The sequence below is a fragment of the Pseudomonas sp. 30_B genome (genome assembly GCF_017491605.1).
GTDB lineage: Bacteria > Pseudomonadota > Gammaproteobacteria > Pseudomonadales > Pseudomonadaceae > Pseudomonas.
The window spans coordinates 256,150-272,041 of sequence record NZ_JAFGYY010000005.1 but is presented as its reverse complement, the minus strand read 5'-3'; the positions used below and the strand labels follow the sequence as shown (position 1 = coordinate 272,041).

Genomic DNA, 15,892 nt, shown 5'->3' with positions numbered 1-15,892 from the left:
CATGCGCGCGAATCGTGGGCATGGCCCACTCCTGCAAGAGCTCAAAGAAAAGCCCCTGCGCCGATGGGCAGCAGGGGCTTTTTCATGCCGGTGCGGATCAGGCGCGATCGCGCTCCAGCAGCGGCTTGAGGAAGTGCCCGGTGTGCGACACCGCCAGCTCTGCAACCTGCTCCGGCGTGCCGGTGGCAATGATCTGGCCGCCCTTGGAGCCGCCCTCGGGGCCGAGGTCGACCAGCCAGTCGGCGGTCTTGATCACGTCCAGGTTGTGCTCGATGACCACCACGGTGTTGCCGTGGTCGCGCAGGCGGTGCAGCACGTCGAGCAGTTGCTGGATGTCCGCGAAGTGCAGGCCGGTGGTCGGCTCGTCGAGGATATACAGGGTCTTGCCGGTATCGCGCTTGGACAGCTCGCGGGACAGCTTCACCCGCTGCGCCTCGCCACCGGAGAGCGTGGTCGCGCTCTGGCCCAGCTTGATGTACGACAGGCCGACATCCATCAGCGTCTGCAGCTTGCGGGCGATGGCCGGCACGGCGTCGAAGAACGCGCGGGCGTCCTCGATGGTCATGTCCAGCACCTCGGTGATGCTCTTGCCCTTGTAGCGGACTTCCAGGGTCTCGCGGTTGTAGCGCTTGCCCTTGCAGACGTCGCAGGGGACGTAGATGTCCGGCAGGAAGTGCATCTCCACCTTGATCACGCCGTCGCCCTGGCAGGCCTCGCAGCGACCGCCCTTGACGTTGAACGAGAAGCGCCCCGGACCGTAGCCGCGCGAGCGGGCTTCCGGCACGCCGGCGAACAGTTCGCGGATCGGCGTGAACAGCCCGGTGTAGGTTGCCGGGTTGGAACGCGGGGTGCGGCCGATCGGGCTCTGGTCGATGTCCACCACCTTGTCCAGGTGCTGCAGGCCGTCGAAGGATTCGTAGGGCGCGACTTCCAGGGTGGTGGCACCGTTCAGCGCGGTGGCGGTGATCGGGAACAGGGTGTTGTTGATCAGCGTCGACTTGCCCGAACCGGAAACGCCGGTGATGCAGGTGAACAGGCCGACCGGGATTTCCAGGTTGACGTTCTGCAGGTTGTTGCCGCGCGCGCCCTTGAGCTTGAGCAATTGCTTCTTGTTGCGCGGGGTGCGCTCGGCGGGCACGAGGATCTTGGTGCGACCGGACAGGTAGGCGCCAGTGACCGAGTCCGGGTGGTCCATGACCTGTTGCGGCGTGCCCTCGGCGACGATCTGCCCGCCGTGCACGCCGGCGCCGGGGCCGATGTCGACTACGTAGTCGGCGAGGCGGATGGCGTCCTCGTCGTGCTCGACCACGATCACCGTGTTGCCCAGGTTGCGCAGGTGGGTGAGGGTGCCCAGCAGGCGCTCGTTGTCGCGCTGGTGCAGGCCGATGGAGGGTTCGTCAAGGATGTACATGACGCCCACCAGGCCGGCGCCGATCTGGCTGGCCAGACGGATACGCTGGGCCTCGCCGCCGGACAGGGTGTCGGCGCTGCGGTCCAGGGTCAGGTAATCGAGGCCGACGTTGACCAGGAACTGCAGGCGCTCGCGAATTTCCTTGAGGATCTTCGAGGCGATTTCGCCGCGGCGGCCGGTGAGGGTCAGGCTCTCGGCGTACTCACAGGCGGTGCCCACCGGCATCGAGGTGATCGCCGGCAGCGTCTTGTCGCCCACCCAGACGTGGCGTGCCTCGCGGCGCAGGCGGGTGCCGTGGCAGTCCGGGCAGGGCTGGGTGCTGAGGAACTTGGCCAGCTCCTCGCGCACGGTGGCCGACTCGGTCTCGCGGTAGCGGCGCTCCAGGTTCGGCAGGATGCCCTCGAACGGGTGCGCGCGCTTGACGATGTCGCCACGGTCGTTGAGGTAGCGGAACTCGACGTTCTCGCGGCCCGAACCGTTGAGGATGAACTTCTGGTGCTCCGGATCGAGATCCTGGAAGGGCTCCTCCAGGCTGAAGCCGAAGTGCCCGGCCAGCGAACCGAGCATCTGGAAGTAGTAGACGTTGCGCCGGTCCCAGCCGCGGATCGCGCCCTCGGCCAGGGTCAGCTCGCCGTTGACCACCCGCCGCGCGTCGAAGAACTGCTTCACGCCCAGGCCGTCGCAGGTGGGGCAGGCGCCGGCCGGGTTGTTGAAGGAGAACAGCTTGGGTTCGAGTTCGCTGATGGAGTGTCCGCAGACCGGGCAGGCGAAGCGGGCAGAGAAGATCATCTCCTCGCCTTCTTCATCGTCCATGGGGGCTACGAGCGCGATGCCGTCCGCCAGGTTGATCGCCGTCTCGAAGGACTCCGCCAGGCGCTGCTGCAGGTCGCCACGCACCTTGAAGCGGTCCACCACCACATCGATGGAGTGCTTGAGCTTCTTGTCCAGCTTGGGCAGCTCGTCCAGCTCATAGAGCTTGCCGTTGACACGGGCACGGACGAAGCCCTGGGCGCGCATTTCCTCGAATACCGCCAGGTGCTCGCCCTTGCGTTCGCGGATCACCGGGGCCAGCAGCATCAGCTTGCGGCCTTCGGGCAGCGCCAGCACCTGGTCGACCATCTGGCTGACGGTCTGCGCCTCCAGCGGGATGTCGTGGTCCGGGCAGCGCGGAATACCCACGCGCGCATAAAGCAGGCGCAGGTAGTCGTAGATCTCGGTGATGGTACCCACGGTGGAACGCGGGTTGTGCGACGTGGATTTCTGCTCGATGGAAATCGCCGGCGACAGACCTTCGATGGTGTCGACGTCGGGTTTTTCCATCATCGAGAGGAACTGCCGGGCGTAGGCCGACAGGGACTCCACGTAGCGGCGCTGGCCTTCGGCATAGAGCGTATCGAAGGCCAGGGAGGACTTGCCGGAACCGGACAGGCCGGTGATCACGATCAGCTTGTCGCGCGGCAGGGTCAGGTCGATGTTCTTCAGGTTGTGGGTACGTGCCCCACGGATGAGGATCTTGTCCACAGCGGCCTCGCATGGCGGGCGAAAACCGCTGAGTATACGGCTGGCCGTCCGTATGCGGCAAAGTCGCGCGAGTGTGCTGGCAAGCAGCAGGACTGGTAGAATGCGCGGCTATTTTTCGGCGTTGGCGACAGCCGGCCCTTCGCGGAGTGGAGGGGCACGCCGTCACGGGGGCACTGAAGCGCATCCCCGACATCCGTCTTCCCATGAGGGGCTTATGCACGATTCCCACACTGAGCGCATGAGTGGCACCGAAACCCGCGCGGCCGCCGGCCTGTCCCTGGTCTTCGCGTTCCGCATGCTCGGCATGTTCATGGTCCTGCCGGTCCTGGCGACCTACGGGCAGGACCTCGCCGGCGCGACGCCGGCTCTGATCGGCCTGGCCATCGGCGCCTACGGCCTGACCCAGGCCATCCTGCAGATTCCCCTGGGCACCCTGTCCGACCGTATCGGCCGCCGGCCGATCATCGTCGTCGGCCTGCTGGTGTTCGCCGCGGGTGCCGCGCTGGCGGCCAATGCCGACTCCATCTGGGGCATCATCGCCGGCCGCGTGCTGCAGGGCGCCGGGGCGATCTCCGCCGCCGTAATGGCGATGCTTTCCGACCTGACCCGCGAACAGCACCGCACCAAGGCCATGGCCATGATCGGCATGAGCATCGGCGTGTCCTTCGCTGTGGCGATGGTTGCCGGCCCGGTGCTGACCCACTGGTTCGGCCTGCACGGCCTGTTCTGGTTCACCGCCGGCATGGCCCTGGTGGGCATGCTGATCATCCTGTTCGTCGTGCCGACGCCGGATCACCGCATGCAGCACCGCGAATCCAGCGTGGCCAGGCAGTCGCTCATCCCGACCCTGAAGAACGGCGAGCTGTTGCGCCTGGACGCCGGCATCCTCGTGCTGCACGCCATCCTCATGGCCAGCTTCGTCGCGCTGCCGCTGGCGCTGGTGGAGCGCGCCGGGCTGCCCAAGGAGCAGCACTGGTGGGTGTACCTGACCGCGTTGCTGGTCGGCTTCTTCGGCATGGTGCCGTTCATCATCTACGCCGAGAAGAAGCGTCAGATGAAGCGCGTCCTGAGTGGCGCGGTAGCGACCCTGATGCTCTGCGAACTGTACTTCTGGGCCTTCGGCGACAGCCTGCAGGAACTGGTGTTCGGCATCATCGTCTATTTCACCGCGTTCAACCTGCTGGAGGCCTCGCTGCCGTCCCTGGTGAGCAAGGTGTCGCCCGCTGGCGGCAAGGGCACGGCGATGGGCGTGTACTCCACCAGCCAGTTCCTCGGCGCCGCGGTGGGCGGCATCCTGGGTGGCTGGATGTTCCAGCACGGCGGCTTGAACGGGGTATTCATCGGCTGCGCCGTGCTTGCTGCCATCTGGCTGGCAATTGCTGTTACCATGCGTGAACCGCCGTATGTAACGAGCATTCGCCTGCCTCTGTCCGATGAGGCGCTGCGCGATGCCTCGTTGGCCGAGCGTTTCAAGGCATTGCCCGGTGTGAGCGATGTGATGGTGGTCATCGAAGAGGCCGCCGCTTATGTCAAAGTAGATTCCCAACAAGTTGATCGCACGTCCCTCGAGCGCCTGGCCGGCGCCGAGCAGGCGACGTGCTGAAGCCTTTAGGAGAGCGTCATGGCCCGTGGGGTTAACAAAGTCATTCTGGTGGGTAACGTCGGTGGCGATCCGGAAACCCGTTACATGCCCAACGGCAACGCGGTGACCAACGTCACCCTGGCCACCAGCGAGAGCTGGAAGGACAAGCAGACCGGCCAGCAGCAGGAGCGTACCGAGTGGCACCGCGTGGTGTTCTTCGGTCGCCTGGCGGAAATCGTCGCCGAGTACGTGCGCAAGGGTTCGCAGATCTACGTCGAAGGCAGCCTGCGTACCCGCAAGTGGCAGGGTCAGGACGGCCAGGACCGTTACACCACCGAGATCGTGGTCGACATCAACGGCAACATGCAGCTGCTCGGCGGCCGTCCGGGCGCCGGTGGTGACGACGCTCCGCGCGCTCCCCGCGAGCCGCAGCAGCGTCCGCAGCAGGCGCCGCGTCCGGCCCCGCAGCAGCAGTCCCAGCCCGCGCCGCAACCGGCTCCGGACTACGACAGCTTCGACGACGACATTCCGTTCTAAACCGGACGGTTCGTCTCCCAAGAGCGCAGCCTTCGAGCTGCGCTTTTGCATTTCTGGGACGTCCGTTTGGGCGATTGCTCGTAACAGTCTTTCTCGAAAGCGAGTATTTAATTAGCTAGCTAATTAAATGATCCTGGCATTGCCTTGATGTACGGCAAAACCGGAGAAGAAAAGACATGAGCATTACAGTGACCGAGCGTGACGACGACCATAAATCCCGCGAGTTCCGCGCCCTGGGCGGGCGTTGCTGGGATGTGTATCAGGAAGGCCAGTTGGTCGGGATCTTCCACACCGAGCGCGAGGCGCACGCCTATCGCGCCTCCCTGGAACTGGAGGTGCGTCACCGCCACGCCGCAGAGTTCTGAAGCAGGAAAGCCCCGTGGCGACGGCCGCGCCACGGGGCTCATGGGCTGAAATTACTGTAGGAGCGAGCTTGCTCGCGAACAGATTTCCCGGCGGTCGCGGTGCCGAGATGTTCGCGAGCAAGCTCGCTCCTACAAAAGAAGTGTCGCCCGGCGAACCGATTAGAAATGGTAATTCACCGTCGCGGTGACGTTGCGCTTCTCGCCGAAGTAGCAGAAGTCCAGGCTGTAGCAGGATGCCACGTAGTCCTTGTCCAGCAGGTTGTTGGCGTTGAGGCTGACGTCCAGGCCTTTCAGGCCGACGCGGGACAGGTCGTAGCCGATGCGCGCATCCACCAGGGTGTAGTCCGGTACGCGCAGGGTGTTTTCCTTGTCCGCCCAGGTCTCGCCGACGTAGCGGGCGCCGCCGCCGATGGAGAGGCCGTCCAGCGGGCCGGCGTCGAAGCCATAGTCGGCCCACAGCGAAGCCATGTGCTTGGGCGCCTGGTTCGGGGTGTGGCCCTGGTTGCCGTCCAGCGATTTTGTGTAGGTGATGTCGGTGTAGGTGTAGCTGCCGAGCACCTTGAGGTTGTCGCTGACCTGGGTGTGGGCTTCCAGCTCCAGGCCCTGGGAGCGCACTTCGCCCACGGAGGTGTAGAAGTTGTCCTGCGGCTCCTTCGACGCGACGTTCTCCTGGGTGATGTGGAAGATCGACGCGGTGTACAGGCTGCGGCTGCCCTCGGGCTGGAACTTCAGGCCGGCTTCCCACTGCTTGCCCTCGGTCGGCTCAAGCGGCGTGCCGGACTGGTCGGAGTAGGCGTTGGGGTTGAACGACTCGGAGTAGCTGATGTACGGCGCAACGCCGTTATCGAACAGGTACAGCGCGCCGATGCGCCCGGTGAATTTTTTCCAGTCGTCGTCGGCCTTGCTGCCGGTGCTGCGGTTCTTGTCCTCGACCGTTACCCAGTCCTCGCGCATGCCGAGGGAGAAGCGCCAGTTATCGATGTCGATCAGGTCTTGCAGATAGACACCGGTCTGCTCCAGGCGGCGGGTGTGGTTGTCGTCCGGGTAGTAGCTGATGGCGTCGTTGCCGTAGTGCGGGTCGAACGCGTCCAGCGGCTGGGCCGAGCCGGAGCGCCAGTCCACGGCGGTGCGGCGGCGCTGGTAGTCCAGGCCCATCAGCAGGGTGTGCCTGGCCGCGCCGGTGTCGAATTCGGCCTGCGCCATGTTGTCCACGATGTACGCCTGCAGGTGCTCGCGAGCGCCGGAGAAGTAGCGGTTCAGGGTGTTCTCGTCCGGCGCGGTCCAGCCGTAGGCATAGACCTGCGAGAGATCGACGTCGGAGTCCAGGTAGCGGAAGTTCTGCCGCGCGGTCCAGACGTCGTCGAAACGGTGCTCCAGCTGGTAGCCGAACATGCGCTGGGTGCGGTCGAAGTCGTCCTTGCTTGGCTCGCCGTCGAAGAACTCGCGGGAGATCTTCCGGCCGTTGTGATGGAACAGCGTGCCGTCCGCCGGTACGCCGCCGTGGTAGCCGCCGTTCGGGTCGTGCTGCAGGTAGCTCTGCAACGTCAGGCTGGTGTCCTCGGTGAAGTCGATGGCCAGGGTCGGGGCGATGGCGTAGCGCTCTTCCTTGACGTGGTCGAACTGGGTGTCCGAACCCTTGCCCAGGCCGACCAGGCGGTAGGCGATGCGCCTCTCCTCATCCAGTGGGCCGCTGAAGTCGAAGCCCATTTCCTTCTGGCCCATGTTGCCGACGGTGCCGGTGATCTGGTGGTAGTCCTCGTACAGCGGCTTCTTGCTGGTCAGCGCCACCAGCCCACCGGGCAGGCTGCGGCCGTAGAGCACCGAGGACGGGCCCTTGAGCACGTCGATGCGTTCGAGGAAGTACGGGTCGGCCTGCATCGAGCTGAAGGTGCCGCTGTCGCCCATGGCCTTCAGGCCGTCGAGGTAGATGTTGTCCACGCTGTTGTCGGCGAAGCCGCGCATCACCACATAGTCGTAGCGGTTCGAGGCGCCGACCTGACCGGTGAAGATGCCGGGGGTGTAGCGCATGGCCTGCTGCACGGTCTTGGAGGCGGTGTCGTCGATCTGTTCGCGGGTGATCACCGAGACGCTCTGGCTGGTTTCCAGCAGCGACTTGCTGGTCTTGGTGGCGATCTGGCTGTGGGTCGCCAGGTAGCCGTCTTCCGCGCCCAGCGCGTTGCCGAGGGCGAACACGTCGCTGGACGGCATCGCCAGCACGTCGCTCGGCGCGGCGGCGCGCAGCACGTAGTTGCCGTCGCCCTGGTCCTGCGCTTCCAGCGGCGTGTCCACCAGCAGGCGCGAGAGCCCCTGATCCACCGAGTAGGTACCGTTCAACCCGGCCGAGTTCAGGCCACGGGTCTGCTCCGGAGTGGCCGACAGAGTGATGCCCGCCTCGCGGGCGAAGCTGTTCAGCACCTCGCCCAAGGGACCGGCTGGAATCGCGTAGGCGCGGCTGTTGGTAATGGCGGCGGCGTCGGCGGCCAGGGCGCTCAGCGGCAGGCTGGCCCCCAGGCTGGCGCACAGCAGCGCACCGCGCACGGCATGGGCCAGCCGACTGGCGCGGGGCTGGGCGGGGGAAGAGGTCGGGAGGTGGACGGCTCGCATGGCGGGATATTCCGTGGACAAGGGAAATGATCGGGTTATTCCTCCTTGCCGGCCGAGGCGGCGAAACCCGACAAAAATAAATCTCGATTGAGGGAGGCATGGTTTGAAATCTGAATGTAGGAGCGGGCCATGCCCGCGAATCGCGCCCATGGGGCGCTCCTACACGGGGAGTTCGCCGTCAGCCGCGCGCGCTCACCGTCACCCACCAGTCCGTGCGCTTTTCCACCTGCACCGGCAGCGTCTGCGGCAGCAGGGCCAGCAGCTTGTCGGTGTCGTCCAGGCGAAACACGCCGGAGAGGCGCAGGTCGGCCACGCTGGCATCGCAATGCAGGTGGCCGTAACGGTAGCGGCCGATCTCGGCGAGGAAGTCCGCCAGGCGCATGTCGCGGGTGACGATCAGGCCGTCGGCCCAGGCGCTGCTGTCCATGTTGCTGCGCTCAGCCAGCAGCGCGCTGTCGCCGTTGATGGCGTAGGTCTGCCCGGCTTCGGCGATGGCGGTGGTCTGGCCGCGCACGCGCGGGGCGATGGCCACCGAACCGTCCTCGACGCTCAGGCGCGTGGAGCGCTCGTCCTGGCGCAGCACGAAGCGGGTGCCCAGGGCTTCGAACAGGCCGTCGCGGTTGCGCACCCGCAGCGGGCGCGCGACGTCCCGGGCGGCGCTGACGAGCATCTCGCCGCGCTCCAGTATCAGCAGACGTTGGCGCGCGTCGAAGCGCAGGTTCACCGCGCTGTCGGTGTTCAGTTGCAGCAGGCTGCCGTCGGCCAGGGTGAAGCGCCGACGCTCGCCGGTGGCGGTGCTGTAGTCGGCCAGCCAGCGTTGCCAGGGCGCGACCTCGCGGGCCAGCCACAGCGCCGAGGCGCCGAGGGCAAAGGTCGACAGCAGCTTGAGCGCCTGGCGCCGCTGCAGACGCTGGGTGGTGTTTTCCAGCACCGCGTGGGCGCCCGGAACGGCCTGGTAACTGGCAGCCAGTTCGCTATTCAGCGTCTGCACCCGCCGCCAGGCGGCTTCGTGCTCGGGATCGGCCTGGCGCCAGTGCTGACAGGCGCTATGCAATTCCGCATCGGCATTGCCGTTCAGGCGCAGGGTCCACTGGATTGCCTGCTTCACCACCCTCGGGTCGGGCGCAGCGCTCATTCGGCGTACCGCAGCTGGTAGCAGTGGAACAGCGCCTCGGCGACGTAGCGCTCCACCGAGCGCACCGAGACGCCCAGCTCCTCGGCGATCCGTGCGTGGGGCACGCCCTCGCACTGGGCCAGCAGGAAGGCGCGGCGCACCTTGGGCTTGAGGCCGTCGAGCAGGCGCGCGATGGTTTCCAGCAACTGCAGGATGCTTTGCCGTGCCTCGGCCGATGGTACTTCCGCTTCCGGCAGATGGGCGATGGAATCGAGGTAGGCGCGTTCCAGTTCTTCCCGGCGCCAGTGGTCGATCACCAGGCCACGGGCGATGGTCCGCAGGAAGGCGCGCGGGGTGCGCAGTTCACTGCGCTCGGGCTTGAGCAGCACACGCACGAAGGTGTCCTGGGCCAGGTCGGCGGCATCGGCGGCATTGCCCAGCCGGCCGCGAAGCCAGCGGTGCAGCCAGCCATGATGGTCACTGTAGAGCGACTGGACGTCGGAGGTGGAGGGCATGAATGCGCTGGTTGCTGCAAATGATAATTCATCGCATTTTCAGCAAGGCGCTGGTCATTTGCAAGATGTGTCTGAAGCGTCGATGTTCCCTGTAGGAGCGGGCCATGCCCGCGATCGCGCCCATGGGGCGTTCCTACAGGTTTGTCTCAGCTCGTAGGATGGGTGGAGCTTGCGATACCCATCAACGTGACTTGTCGGCCATCGATGGGTATCGCTTCGCTCCACGCCATCCTACGCGAGCGCCATTGAGCGATTATGGTGGGGCTCAGCGATACCAGCGCGGCGTATACACCCAGTCCCCACCACCGGCGCGAGGGAAGCGTCGGGTCAGCGACGAGCCGACGATCACCAGGGTGCGCATATCCACCATTTCCGGCACCAGCTCGCCAAGGGTGACGACGCGCAGCGCCTCGGCCGGCCGGCCGATGTCGCGGCCGAGCACCACCAGCGTTTCCGGTGTGCGATGGCGGCGGACGATCTCCAGCGCCCGGCCCAGTTGCCACGGACGCGCCTTGGAGATGGGGTTGTAGAAGGCCATGGCCAGGTCGGCGGCGCCGGCGTGGTCCAGGCGCTTCTCGATGGTCTCCCAGGGTTTCAGGTTGTCCGACAGGGAAATCAGACAGAAATCATGCCCCAATGGTGCACCGGCTTTTGCGGCAGCGGCCAGCGCCGCGGACACGCCTGGCAGCACCTCCAGCTCCACCCCATGCCAATCGGGATTGCTGCTCTCGTGCAACGCTTCCATGACTGCGGCGGCCATGGCGAACACGCCGGGGTCGCCGGAGGAAATCACCACCACGCGCCGGCCGCTGGCGGCCAGTTCGAAGGCGTGGCGGGCGCGCTGCATTTCCTCGCGATTGTCGGTGCAGTGGCGCACCTGGTCGTCGCGCAGCGGCTCGGCCATCTTCACGTAGGTCTCGTAGCCGAGCAGGTCCTGGGCTTCGTCCAGCGCGCGGCGCACGGCGGGGATCATGAAGTCGCTGGCGCCGGGGCCGAGGCCGATCACGCTGAGTCGCCCGCGTGGCTGGCCGATGCGCTCGGCTTCGCCAGGAGTCGCGCTGCGATGCAGATGGAAGGAGTCGCCGTGCAACACGGCGGGCGGCAGTTCGTCTTCGCTGTGGATAAAGCGCAGCGGCACGCCCAGCGCGCGGGCGGCCTCGGCCAGCGCCGGATCGGCCATGCGGCAGCGCGGCGCCAGCAGTGCCGCCAGCGATGCTTCGGCCAGGCCCGCCTGCGCCAGGCCCTGGCGGATGCGTTCGGGAAGCTGCGCGTCCACCAGGGTGACGTGGGCGAGGACGATGCGCGGATGGATGCGCAGCTCGTTCTGCGCGATGCCCCCGGCGCGGGCATCGATGCACAGGGTGTGCGCGGCGGCGTCGGCCAGCGGCAGGTCCAGCTCGTCCAGCCAGGGCGCGTCGCCTTCGATGCGCAAGGTGTCGCCGCCCAGCAGGTCGGAAACGAAGCGCTTGCCCTGTTCGATGTCCGCCAGCGCGTAGCCTTCCGGTGGATCGAGCAGGCAGGCGCCGAAGCGCAGTTCGCCGCTGGTGGTGATCGCTGGCGCAACGTCCAATGCGGCGGCGATCTCGCGGGCCATGCGGTTCACTCCGCCCAGCCCGCCGAGCAGCGGCACCACGGCGCTGCCGTCCTCGGCGACGGCCAGCACCGGTGGCTCCGCGCCTTTGTCTGCCATTGAGGGGGCGAGCAGCGGGGCGAGGGTGCGAATGACGATGCCGGCGGCGCACAGGGCGATGATCGGGGTGTCGTTGCGGTAGAGCTGGCGCAGGGTATCGCCGAAGTTAGCGTAGGACTCATCGGCGCCTTCGACGCGGTCCTTCAGACCCAGCACACGCGCCTGCGGATAAACGCCCTGGACGCGTTGTGCGGTGGCCAGTGCGCCCTGGCCGAGAATGACGATGGCAGCGCGCATCAGCCGTTCCACCGTTGGCCGGGGATGACGATCATCGAGAAGTACGGCGAGGCCATCGGGTCGACGTCGTCCAGCGCGACGATGCGCTGCTCGCGCATGGTCGCGCGCTCGACGTAGTGGGCGCCGCCGTCACGGCCCAGCTCGCGCAGCACGCGGCGGACCTTGTCGAAGTTGCGGCCGAGCTTCATCACCACTGCCGCATCGGCGTCGGCCAGGCGGCGCTTGAGTTCCTCTTCCGGCAGCACGCCGGACAGCACCGACAGGCTCTGGTTGCGGTACACCAGCGGCACGCCGAGCACCGCCGCGCTGCCGAGCATGGAGCAGACGCCGGGTACGACTTCGGTGTCATACCGTTCCGAAAGACGGTCATGCAGGTACATGTAGGAGCCGTAGAAGAACGGGTCGCCCTCGCAGATCACTGCCACGTCGCGGCCGGCCTCCAGGTGCGCGGCCACCTGCTCGGCGGCGGTGTCGTAGAAGTCGCTGATCACGCCTTCGTAGGTCAGCGGCGGCTCCAGCTTCTCGGTGGTCACCGGGTAGACCAGCGGCAGGCGCTGCTGCGACTCCAGCAGATGTTCCTCGATGATGGCGAAGGCGTTGCCGCCCTGGCCGGCGTGGTGCTTGGCCTTGGCCACGAAGTAGCCGATCACCGGGGACGCGCGCAGCAGGCGCAGGGCCTTGAGGGTCAGCAGTTCCGGGTCGCCCGGGCCGACGCCCAGGCCGATAAGGCGGCCGGTCATCACTCCACCTCCGTGGCCAGGGCGTTCACCGCGGCGGCCGCCATCGCGCTGCCGCCACGGCGGCCGCGGACGATCACGTAGGGCACGCCGCGGCTGTCGGCGGCGAGGGCGTCCTTGGACTCCATGGCGCCGACGAAGCCCACCGGGAAACCGAGGATCAGCGCCGGTTTCGGTGCGCCGGCGTCGAGCATTTCCAGCAGGTAGAAGAGGGCGGTCGGCGCGTTGCCGATCACCACCACGCTGCCTTCCAGGTGCTCGCGCCAGTGCTCCAGCGCCACCGCCGAGCGGGTGTTGCCCAGCTCACGGGCGAGCGCCGGGACATCCGGGTCATTGAGGGTGCAGATCACCTCGTTGTGCGCCGGCAGGCGCGCGCGGGTGATGCCCTCGGCGACCATCCGCGCATCGCAGAGAATCGGCGCGCCGGCGGCCAGCGCCGCCCGGCCGATGGCCCCGGCGCCGGCGGAGAAGCGCAGGTCCTGCACGACGTCGACCATGCCGCAGGCGTGGATCACCCGCACGGCGAGTTTTTCCAGGTCGGCGGGGATGCCGGACAGGTCGGCTTCGGCGCGGATGGTGGCAAAGGATTGGCGGTAGATCGCCTGGCCGTCGCGGATGTAATCAAGCATCAAGGGGGGCTCCGGGTGCGGCCAGCAGATCGCCGGCGGCCTCGAGGGAAAGGTTGCGCGCCAGCGGCTGGCCGAAGCCGGCCACGCCATCGGCGCGACGGAACAGGTCATAGCGACCGTCGGCGACGGCCAGCAGGGTGTAGGGGGCGACGTGGGCGGCGGCGCAGGAGCGCGGGCAGCCGCTCAGGTGCACGCCAGCCGGCGGCGCGTTGCGCAGGCGCTCGGCCAGGCGCAGGGCGTCGGCCTTGGTGTCGGACAGCCCGCGTGCACAGCCAGTCGAGCCGCTGCAGGCGACGACGCGTGAGAGCGGCTGGGCGGCATCGATTACCAGCCCGATATTCGCCAGCGCTGCGAGCACGACGGCGGCATCGGCCCGCGCCACGTCGGGAAGGATCAGGCTTTGCCAGGGCGTCAGACGCAGCTGTCCGCCGCTGAAGCGCTCGGCGAGATCGGCCAGGCCGAACAGCGTGGTACTGTCGAGACGTCCGAGGACGAATCCCGCACCGACCATGACGCGCTCCGGCTGACGCTGGGGCTGAATCCCGAGATGGCCGAAGGCGCGTGGCGCAGGACGTCGCCAGTTATCCACCGCCGGGCCGAGTTGCAGCGCGAAGGGCAGGCGTTGCTGCAAAGGTTCCAGCAGCGCGGTGTCACCGAGCATCTCGCGCAGGTGGCGCATACGCGTCTGGCCGTCGCCGGCGAGATCGAGGAACAGGTGCAGCAGGGTTTCCACCAGCACTGGCACCTGCTCGGCGGATACGGCGGCGAGTGCGGCGCGATCGGTCTCGCGTTGCGGCGGATAACCGGCCAGGCCGAAGGCGAACAGCGGCGCCGCGTCGTCGGACATGGCCGACAGCCAGATATCGTTGGAGTGTTCCAGCATCGCCAGCGCTTCGCCGGCGTCCAGCTGGATGCCGAACTTGGGCGACAGGCCGTGGAAGCGCGGCGTGCGCTCCAGCAGATCGAGCAACTGGCGGGCCAGCGGGGCAGCGTCAAGAAACGTGGCGTCGAGGCCCAGCGCCGGGCTGACCAGCAGGTTGCGCACGTCATCTGCCGCCAGCTCGCGGGGGCCGAGCCCGGCGGCCAGCAGGTCGAGGCTCAGCGCATTCTCGGCGCCGGCATGCACTCCACGGATTTGCAGGTTGGCGCGGTTGGTCGCCTCCAGCACGCCGTCGGCATGCCGCTCGGCGGCCTGGGCGATGGCGCGCGCGGTACGGGTATCGAGTTGCCCACAGGGCAGCTTGATGCGGCAGATACCGCCATCGCGGGAGGCCACGATGCGCAGCAGGCCGGGGCAGGCATGCGGGCGGACGGGTGGAGCTGAGGAATCTTGCACTGAGGTCACCAGGGCTGGGTCGCGGTGACCTGCGAATCCCCCAAGGGGACTTCACGACACCGATACACCCCGCTCGATGTCTGCACGCGCGACTGGTCTCGTCGGCAGGTCTCCTGGCTGGCAGGTCCTCATCCAGCGCGGCCTTCCCGGTAACCCAGTGGCCAGATCGACGGCAGCGGGCACTTGCCCTGCCAGGCGATCGAATTGCGCGGACTCGCTGCTTACAGTTGCGGGGGCAGCCACGGTTTTTTCCGTGTTCCCTCTTCGGCTCCCGGATGCATCGCTGATCAATGCGAAGCGTCCTACGAGCACCGACGATGCGGGTATTATGCCTGCTTTGCCCGAGGGCGGAACAAGCCTGCCCGTCGGATCGATCGTCGCATCCCTTCAGAGGAATTCCCATGACGCCCTGGCTGACCATCGTCGGCATCGGCGAGGACGGTTACGCCGGCCTCGGCAAGGCCGCGCGCCGCGCCCTGCTTGCCGCCAGCGAGGTGATCGGTGCGCCGCGCCAGCTGGAGCTGCTGCCGCATTGCCTGCGAGCCAACCGCCAGGCCTGGCCGAGCCCCTTCAGCCTGGAGCCGGTACTGCACCGGCGCGGTGAGCCGACCTGCGTGCTGGCCAGCGGTGACCCGATGCTGTTCGGAGTCGGCGCGAGCCTGGCGCGGCAGATTCCGTCCGGGGAAATGCTCGTACTTCCTGCGCCGTCCTCCGCATCGCTGGCGGCGGCTCGGCTGGGCTGGGCCCTGCAGGACTGCACGCTGCTGTCGCTGGTCGCGCGCCCATTGGCCGCGCTCCAGGCTCAGGTGCATGACGGCGTGAAGCTGCTGATTCTCAGCAATGACGGCGAGAGCCCGGCGGCCATCGCCGCGCTGCTGCGCGAGCGCGGTTTCGGCCCGAGCCGGATCAGCGTGCTGGAGCATCTGGGCGGTGAGTCCGAGCGGCGCATCGACGGACTGGCCAGCGACTGGTCGCTGAGCGAGACCGCCGCCCTGAATCTGGTGGCGGTGGAATGCGTGGCGGGCGCCGACGCCGTTCGCCTGTCATTGACCACCGGTTTGCTGGATGACGTTTTCCGCCACGACGGCCAGCTGACCAAGCGCGATGTGCGCGCCGTGACCCTGGCACGGCTGGCGCCGAGGCCCGGCGAACTGCTCTGGGACGTCGGCGCTGGCTGTGGCTCCATCGGCATCGAGTGGATGCGTGCGCACCCGAGTTGCCGCGCGCTCGCCATCGAAGCCAACGAGGGGCGCCAGGAACATATTCGCTTCAACCGTGATGCCCTCGGCGTACCGGCCTTGCAATTGGTCTGCGGTGCAGCGCCGGATGCTCTGCAAGGACTGGAGCGCCCCGACGCCATCTTCATCGGCGGCGGCGTGACCGTGCCCGGCGTGTTCGAGCACTGCTGGGAGCAGCTCAAGCCCGGCGGTCGCCTGGTGGCCAATGCCGTCACGCTGCAGAGCGAGGCGACACTGGTGGGCTGGCGCGAACGCATTGGCGGCGAACTGACCCGTCTTTCCGTGGCCCAGGCCCAGCCGCTGGGTGGTTTCGATACCTGGCGCGCGGCGTTGCCGATTACCCTGTTGGAAGTCTGGAAACCGCTGGCCGATTGAA

Annotated in this window: 12 protein-coding genes and 1 riboswitch; of the genes, 4 read left to right on the top strand and 8 right to left on the bottom strand. The window is 67.4% G+C overall.

Annotated elements, in window-relative coordinates; translation table 11 throughout:
• Window positions 1–97 precede the first annotated feature (97 nt).
• Entirely contained in the window at window positions 98–2,932 is a 2,835-nt protein-coding gene (gene uvrA, locus J5M67_RS07765) for an excinuclease ABC subunit UvrA (protein WP_207884730.1), read from the bottom strand.
• 214 nt (window positions 2,933–3,146) lie between these two features.
• On the opposite strand from uvrA, the gene J5M67_RS07760 reads away from it, so the two are divergent.
• The 3 genes from J5M67_RS07760 to J5M67_RS07750 all read left to right on the top strand — a co-directional run bounded on the left by J5M67_RS07760 (window position 3,147) and on the right by J5M67_RS07750 (window position 5,416).
• A complete protein-coding gene (locus J5M67_RS07760; protein WP_207884729.1) occupies window positions 3,147–4,535 on the top strand; it encodes an MFS transporter in 1,389 nt (462 codons plus the stop codon).
• A gap of 18 nt (window positions 4,536–4,553) precedes the next feature.
• Complete coding sequence (ssb, locus tag J5M67_RS07755) at window positions 4,554–5,051, top strand: single-stranded DNA-binding protein (RefSeq protein ID WP_207884728.1); 498 nt, start codon at window positions 4,554–4,556, stop codon at window positions 5,049–5,051.
• A 176-nt stretch (window positions 5,052–5,227) separates the two neighbouring features.
• Window positions 5,228–5,416: a hypothetical protein gene (locus tag J5M67_RS07750; protein ID WP_207884727.1), complete on the top strand. Its 189-nt coding sequence runs from the start codon at window positions 5,228–5,230 to the stop codon at window positions 5,414–5,416.
• A gap of 159 nt (window positions 5,417–5,575) precedes the next feature.
• Here the strand turns inward: J5M67_RS07750 and J5M67_RS07745 are convergent, their stop codons facing one another.
• From J5M67_RS07745 to cobG, 7 genes are all read right to left on the bottom strand, one after another.
• Window positions 5,576–8,020: a TonB-dependent siderophore receptor gene (locus J5M67_RS07745; protein ID WP_207884726.1), complete on the bottom strand. Its 2,445-nt coding sequence runs from the start codon at window positions 8,018–8,020 to the stop codon at window positions 5,576–5,578.
• 178 nt (window positions 8,021–8,198) lie between these two features.
• Window positions 8,199–9,155: a FecR domain-containing protein gene (locus tag J5M67_RS07740; RefSeq protein WP_207884725.1), complete on the bottom strand. Its 957-nt coding sequence runs from the start codon at window positions 9,153–9,155 to the stop codon at window positions 8,199–8,201.
• Window positions 9,152–9,649, bottom strand: a complete 498-nt coding sequence (locus J5M67_RS07735; protein WP_207884724.1) for a sigma-70 family RNA polymerase sigma factor — start codon at window positions 9,647–9,649, stop codon at window positions 9,152–9,154. The genes J5M67_RS07740 and J5M67_RS07735 overlap by 4 nt, the downstream gene beginning before the upstream one ends.
• A 265-nt stretch (window positions 9,650–9,914) precedes the next feature.
• Window positions 9,915–11,576, bottom strand: a complete 1,662-nt coding sequence (gene cobJ / locus J5M67_RS07730; RefSeq protein WP_207884723.1) for a precorrin-3B C(17)-methyltransferase — start codon at window positions 11,574–11,576, stop codon at window positions 9,915–9,917.
• Window positions 11,576–12,316, bottom strand: a complete 741-nt coding sequence (locus tag J5M67_RS07725) for a precorrin-2 C(20)-methyltransferase (RefSeq protein ID WP_207884722.1) — start codon at window positions 12,314–12,316, stop codon at window positions 11,576–11,578. The genes cobJ and J5M67_RS07725 overlap by 1 nt, the downstream gene beginning before the upstream one ends.
• On the bottom strand, window positions 12,316–12,942 hold the full coding sequence (locus J5M67_RS07720) for a precorrin-8X methylmutase (protein WP_207884721.1): 627 nt from the start codon (window positions 12,940–12,942) through the stop codon (window positions 12,316–12,318). Before J5M67_RS07720 ends, J5M67_RS07725 begins: the two co-directional genes overlap by 1 nt.
• On the bottom strand, window positions 12,935–14,278 hold the full coding sequence (gene cobG / locus J5M67_RS07715; protein ID WP_207884720.1) for a precorrin-3B synthase: 1,344 nt from the start codon (window positions 14,276–14,278) through the stop codon (window positions 12,935–12,937). The genes J5M67_RS07720 and cobG overlap by 8 nt, the downstream gene beginning before the upstream one ends.
• A gap of 85 nt (window positions 14,279–14,363) precedes the next feature.
• Window positions 14,364–14,609, bottom strand: a riboswitch (cobalamin riboswitch).
• Window positions 14,610–14,679: 70 nt separating this feature from the next.
• Here cobG and cbiE point away from each other — a divergent pair.
• The gene (cbiE, locus tag J5M67_RS07710) at window positions 14,680–15,891 is read left to right on the top strand and encodes a precorrin-6y C5,15-methyltransferase (decarboxylating) subunit CbiE (RefSeq protein WP_207884719.1); all 1,212 of its coding nucleotides are present in this window, start codon (window positions 14,680–14,682) and stop codon (window positions 15,889–15,891) included.
• The last annotated feature ends 1 nt before the right edge of the window (window position 15,892 follow it).

Coding starts and splice junctions, on each gene's coding strand:
- cbiE (WP_207884719.1), top strand. CDS start 14,680: ATGACGCCCTGGCTGACCATCGTCGGCATCGGCGAGGACGGTTACGCC.
- J5M67_RS07720 (WP_207884721.1), bottom strand. CDS start 12,942: ATGCTTGATTACATCCGCGACGGCCAGGCGATCTACCGCCAATCCTTT.
- ssb (WP_207884728.1), top strand. CDS start 4,554: ATGGCCCGTGGGGTTAACAAAGTCATTCTGGTGGGTAACGTCGGTGGC.
- J5M67_RS07735 (WP_207884724.1), bottom strand. CDS start 9,649: ATGCCCTCCACCTCCGACGTCCAGTCGCTCTACAGTGACCATCATGGC.
- J5M67_RS07760 (WP_207884729.1), top strand. CDS start 3,147: ATGCACGATTCCCACACTGAGCGCATGAGTGGCACCGAAACCCGCGCG.
- J5M67_RS07745 (WP_207884726.1), bottom strand. CDS start 8,020: ATGCGAGCCGTCCACCTCCCGACCTCTTCCCCCGCCCAGCCCCGCGCC.
- cobJ (WP_207884723.1), bottom strand. CDS start 11,576: ATGCGCGCTGCCATCGTCATTCTCGGCCAGGGCGCACTGGCCACCGCA.
- J5M67_RS07725 (WP_207884722.1), bottom strand. CDS start 12,316: ATGACCGGCCGCCTTATCGGCCTGGGCGTCGGCCCGGGCGACCCGGAA.
- J5M67_RS07750 (WP_207884727.1), top strand. CDS start 5,228: ATGAGCATTACAGTGACCGAGCGTGACGACGACCATAAATCCCGCGAG.
- J5M67_RS07740 (WP_207884725.1), bottom strand. CDS start 9,155: ATGAGCGCTGCGCCCGACCCGAGGGTGGTGAAGCAGGCAATCCAGTGG.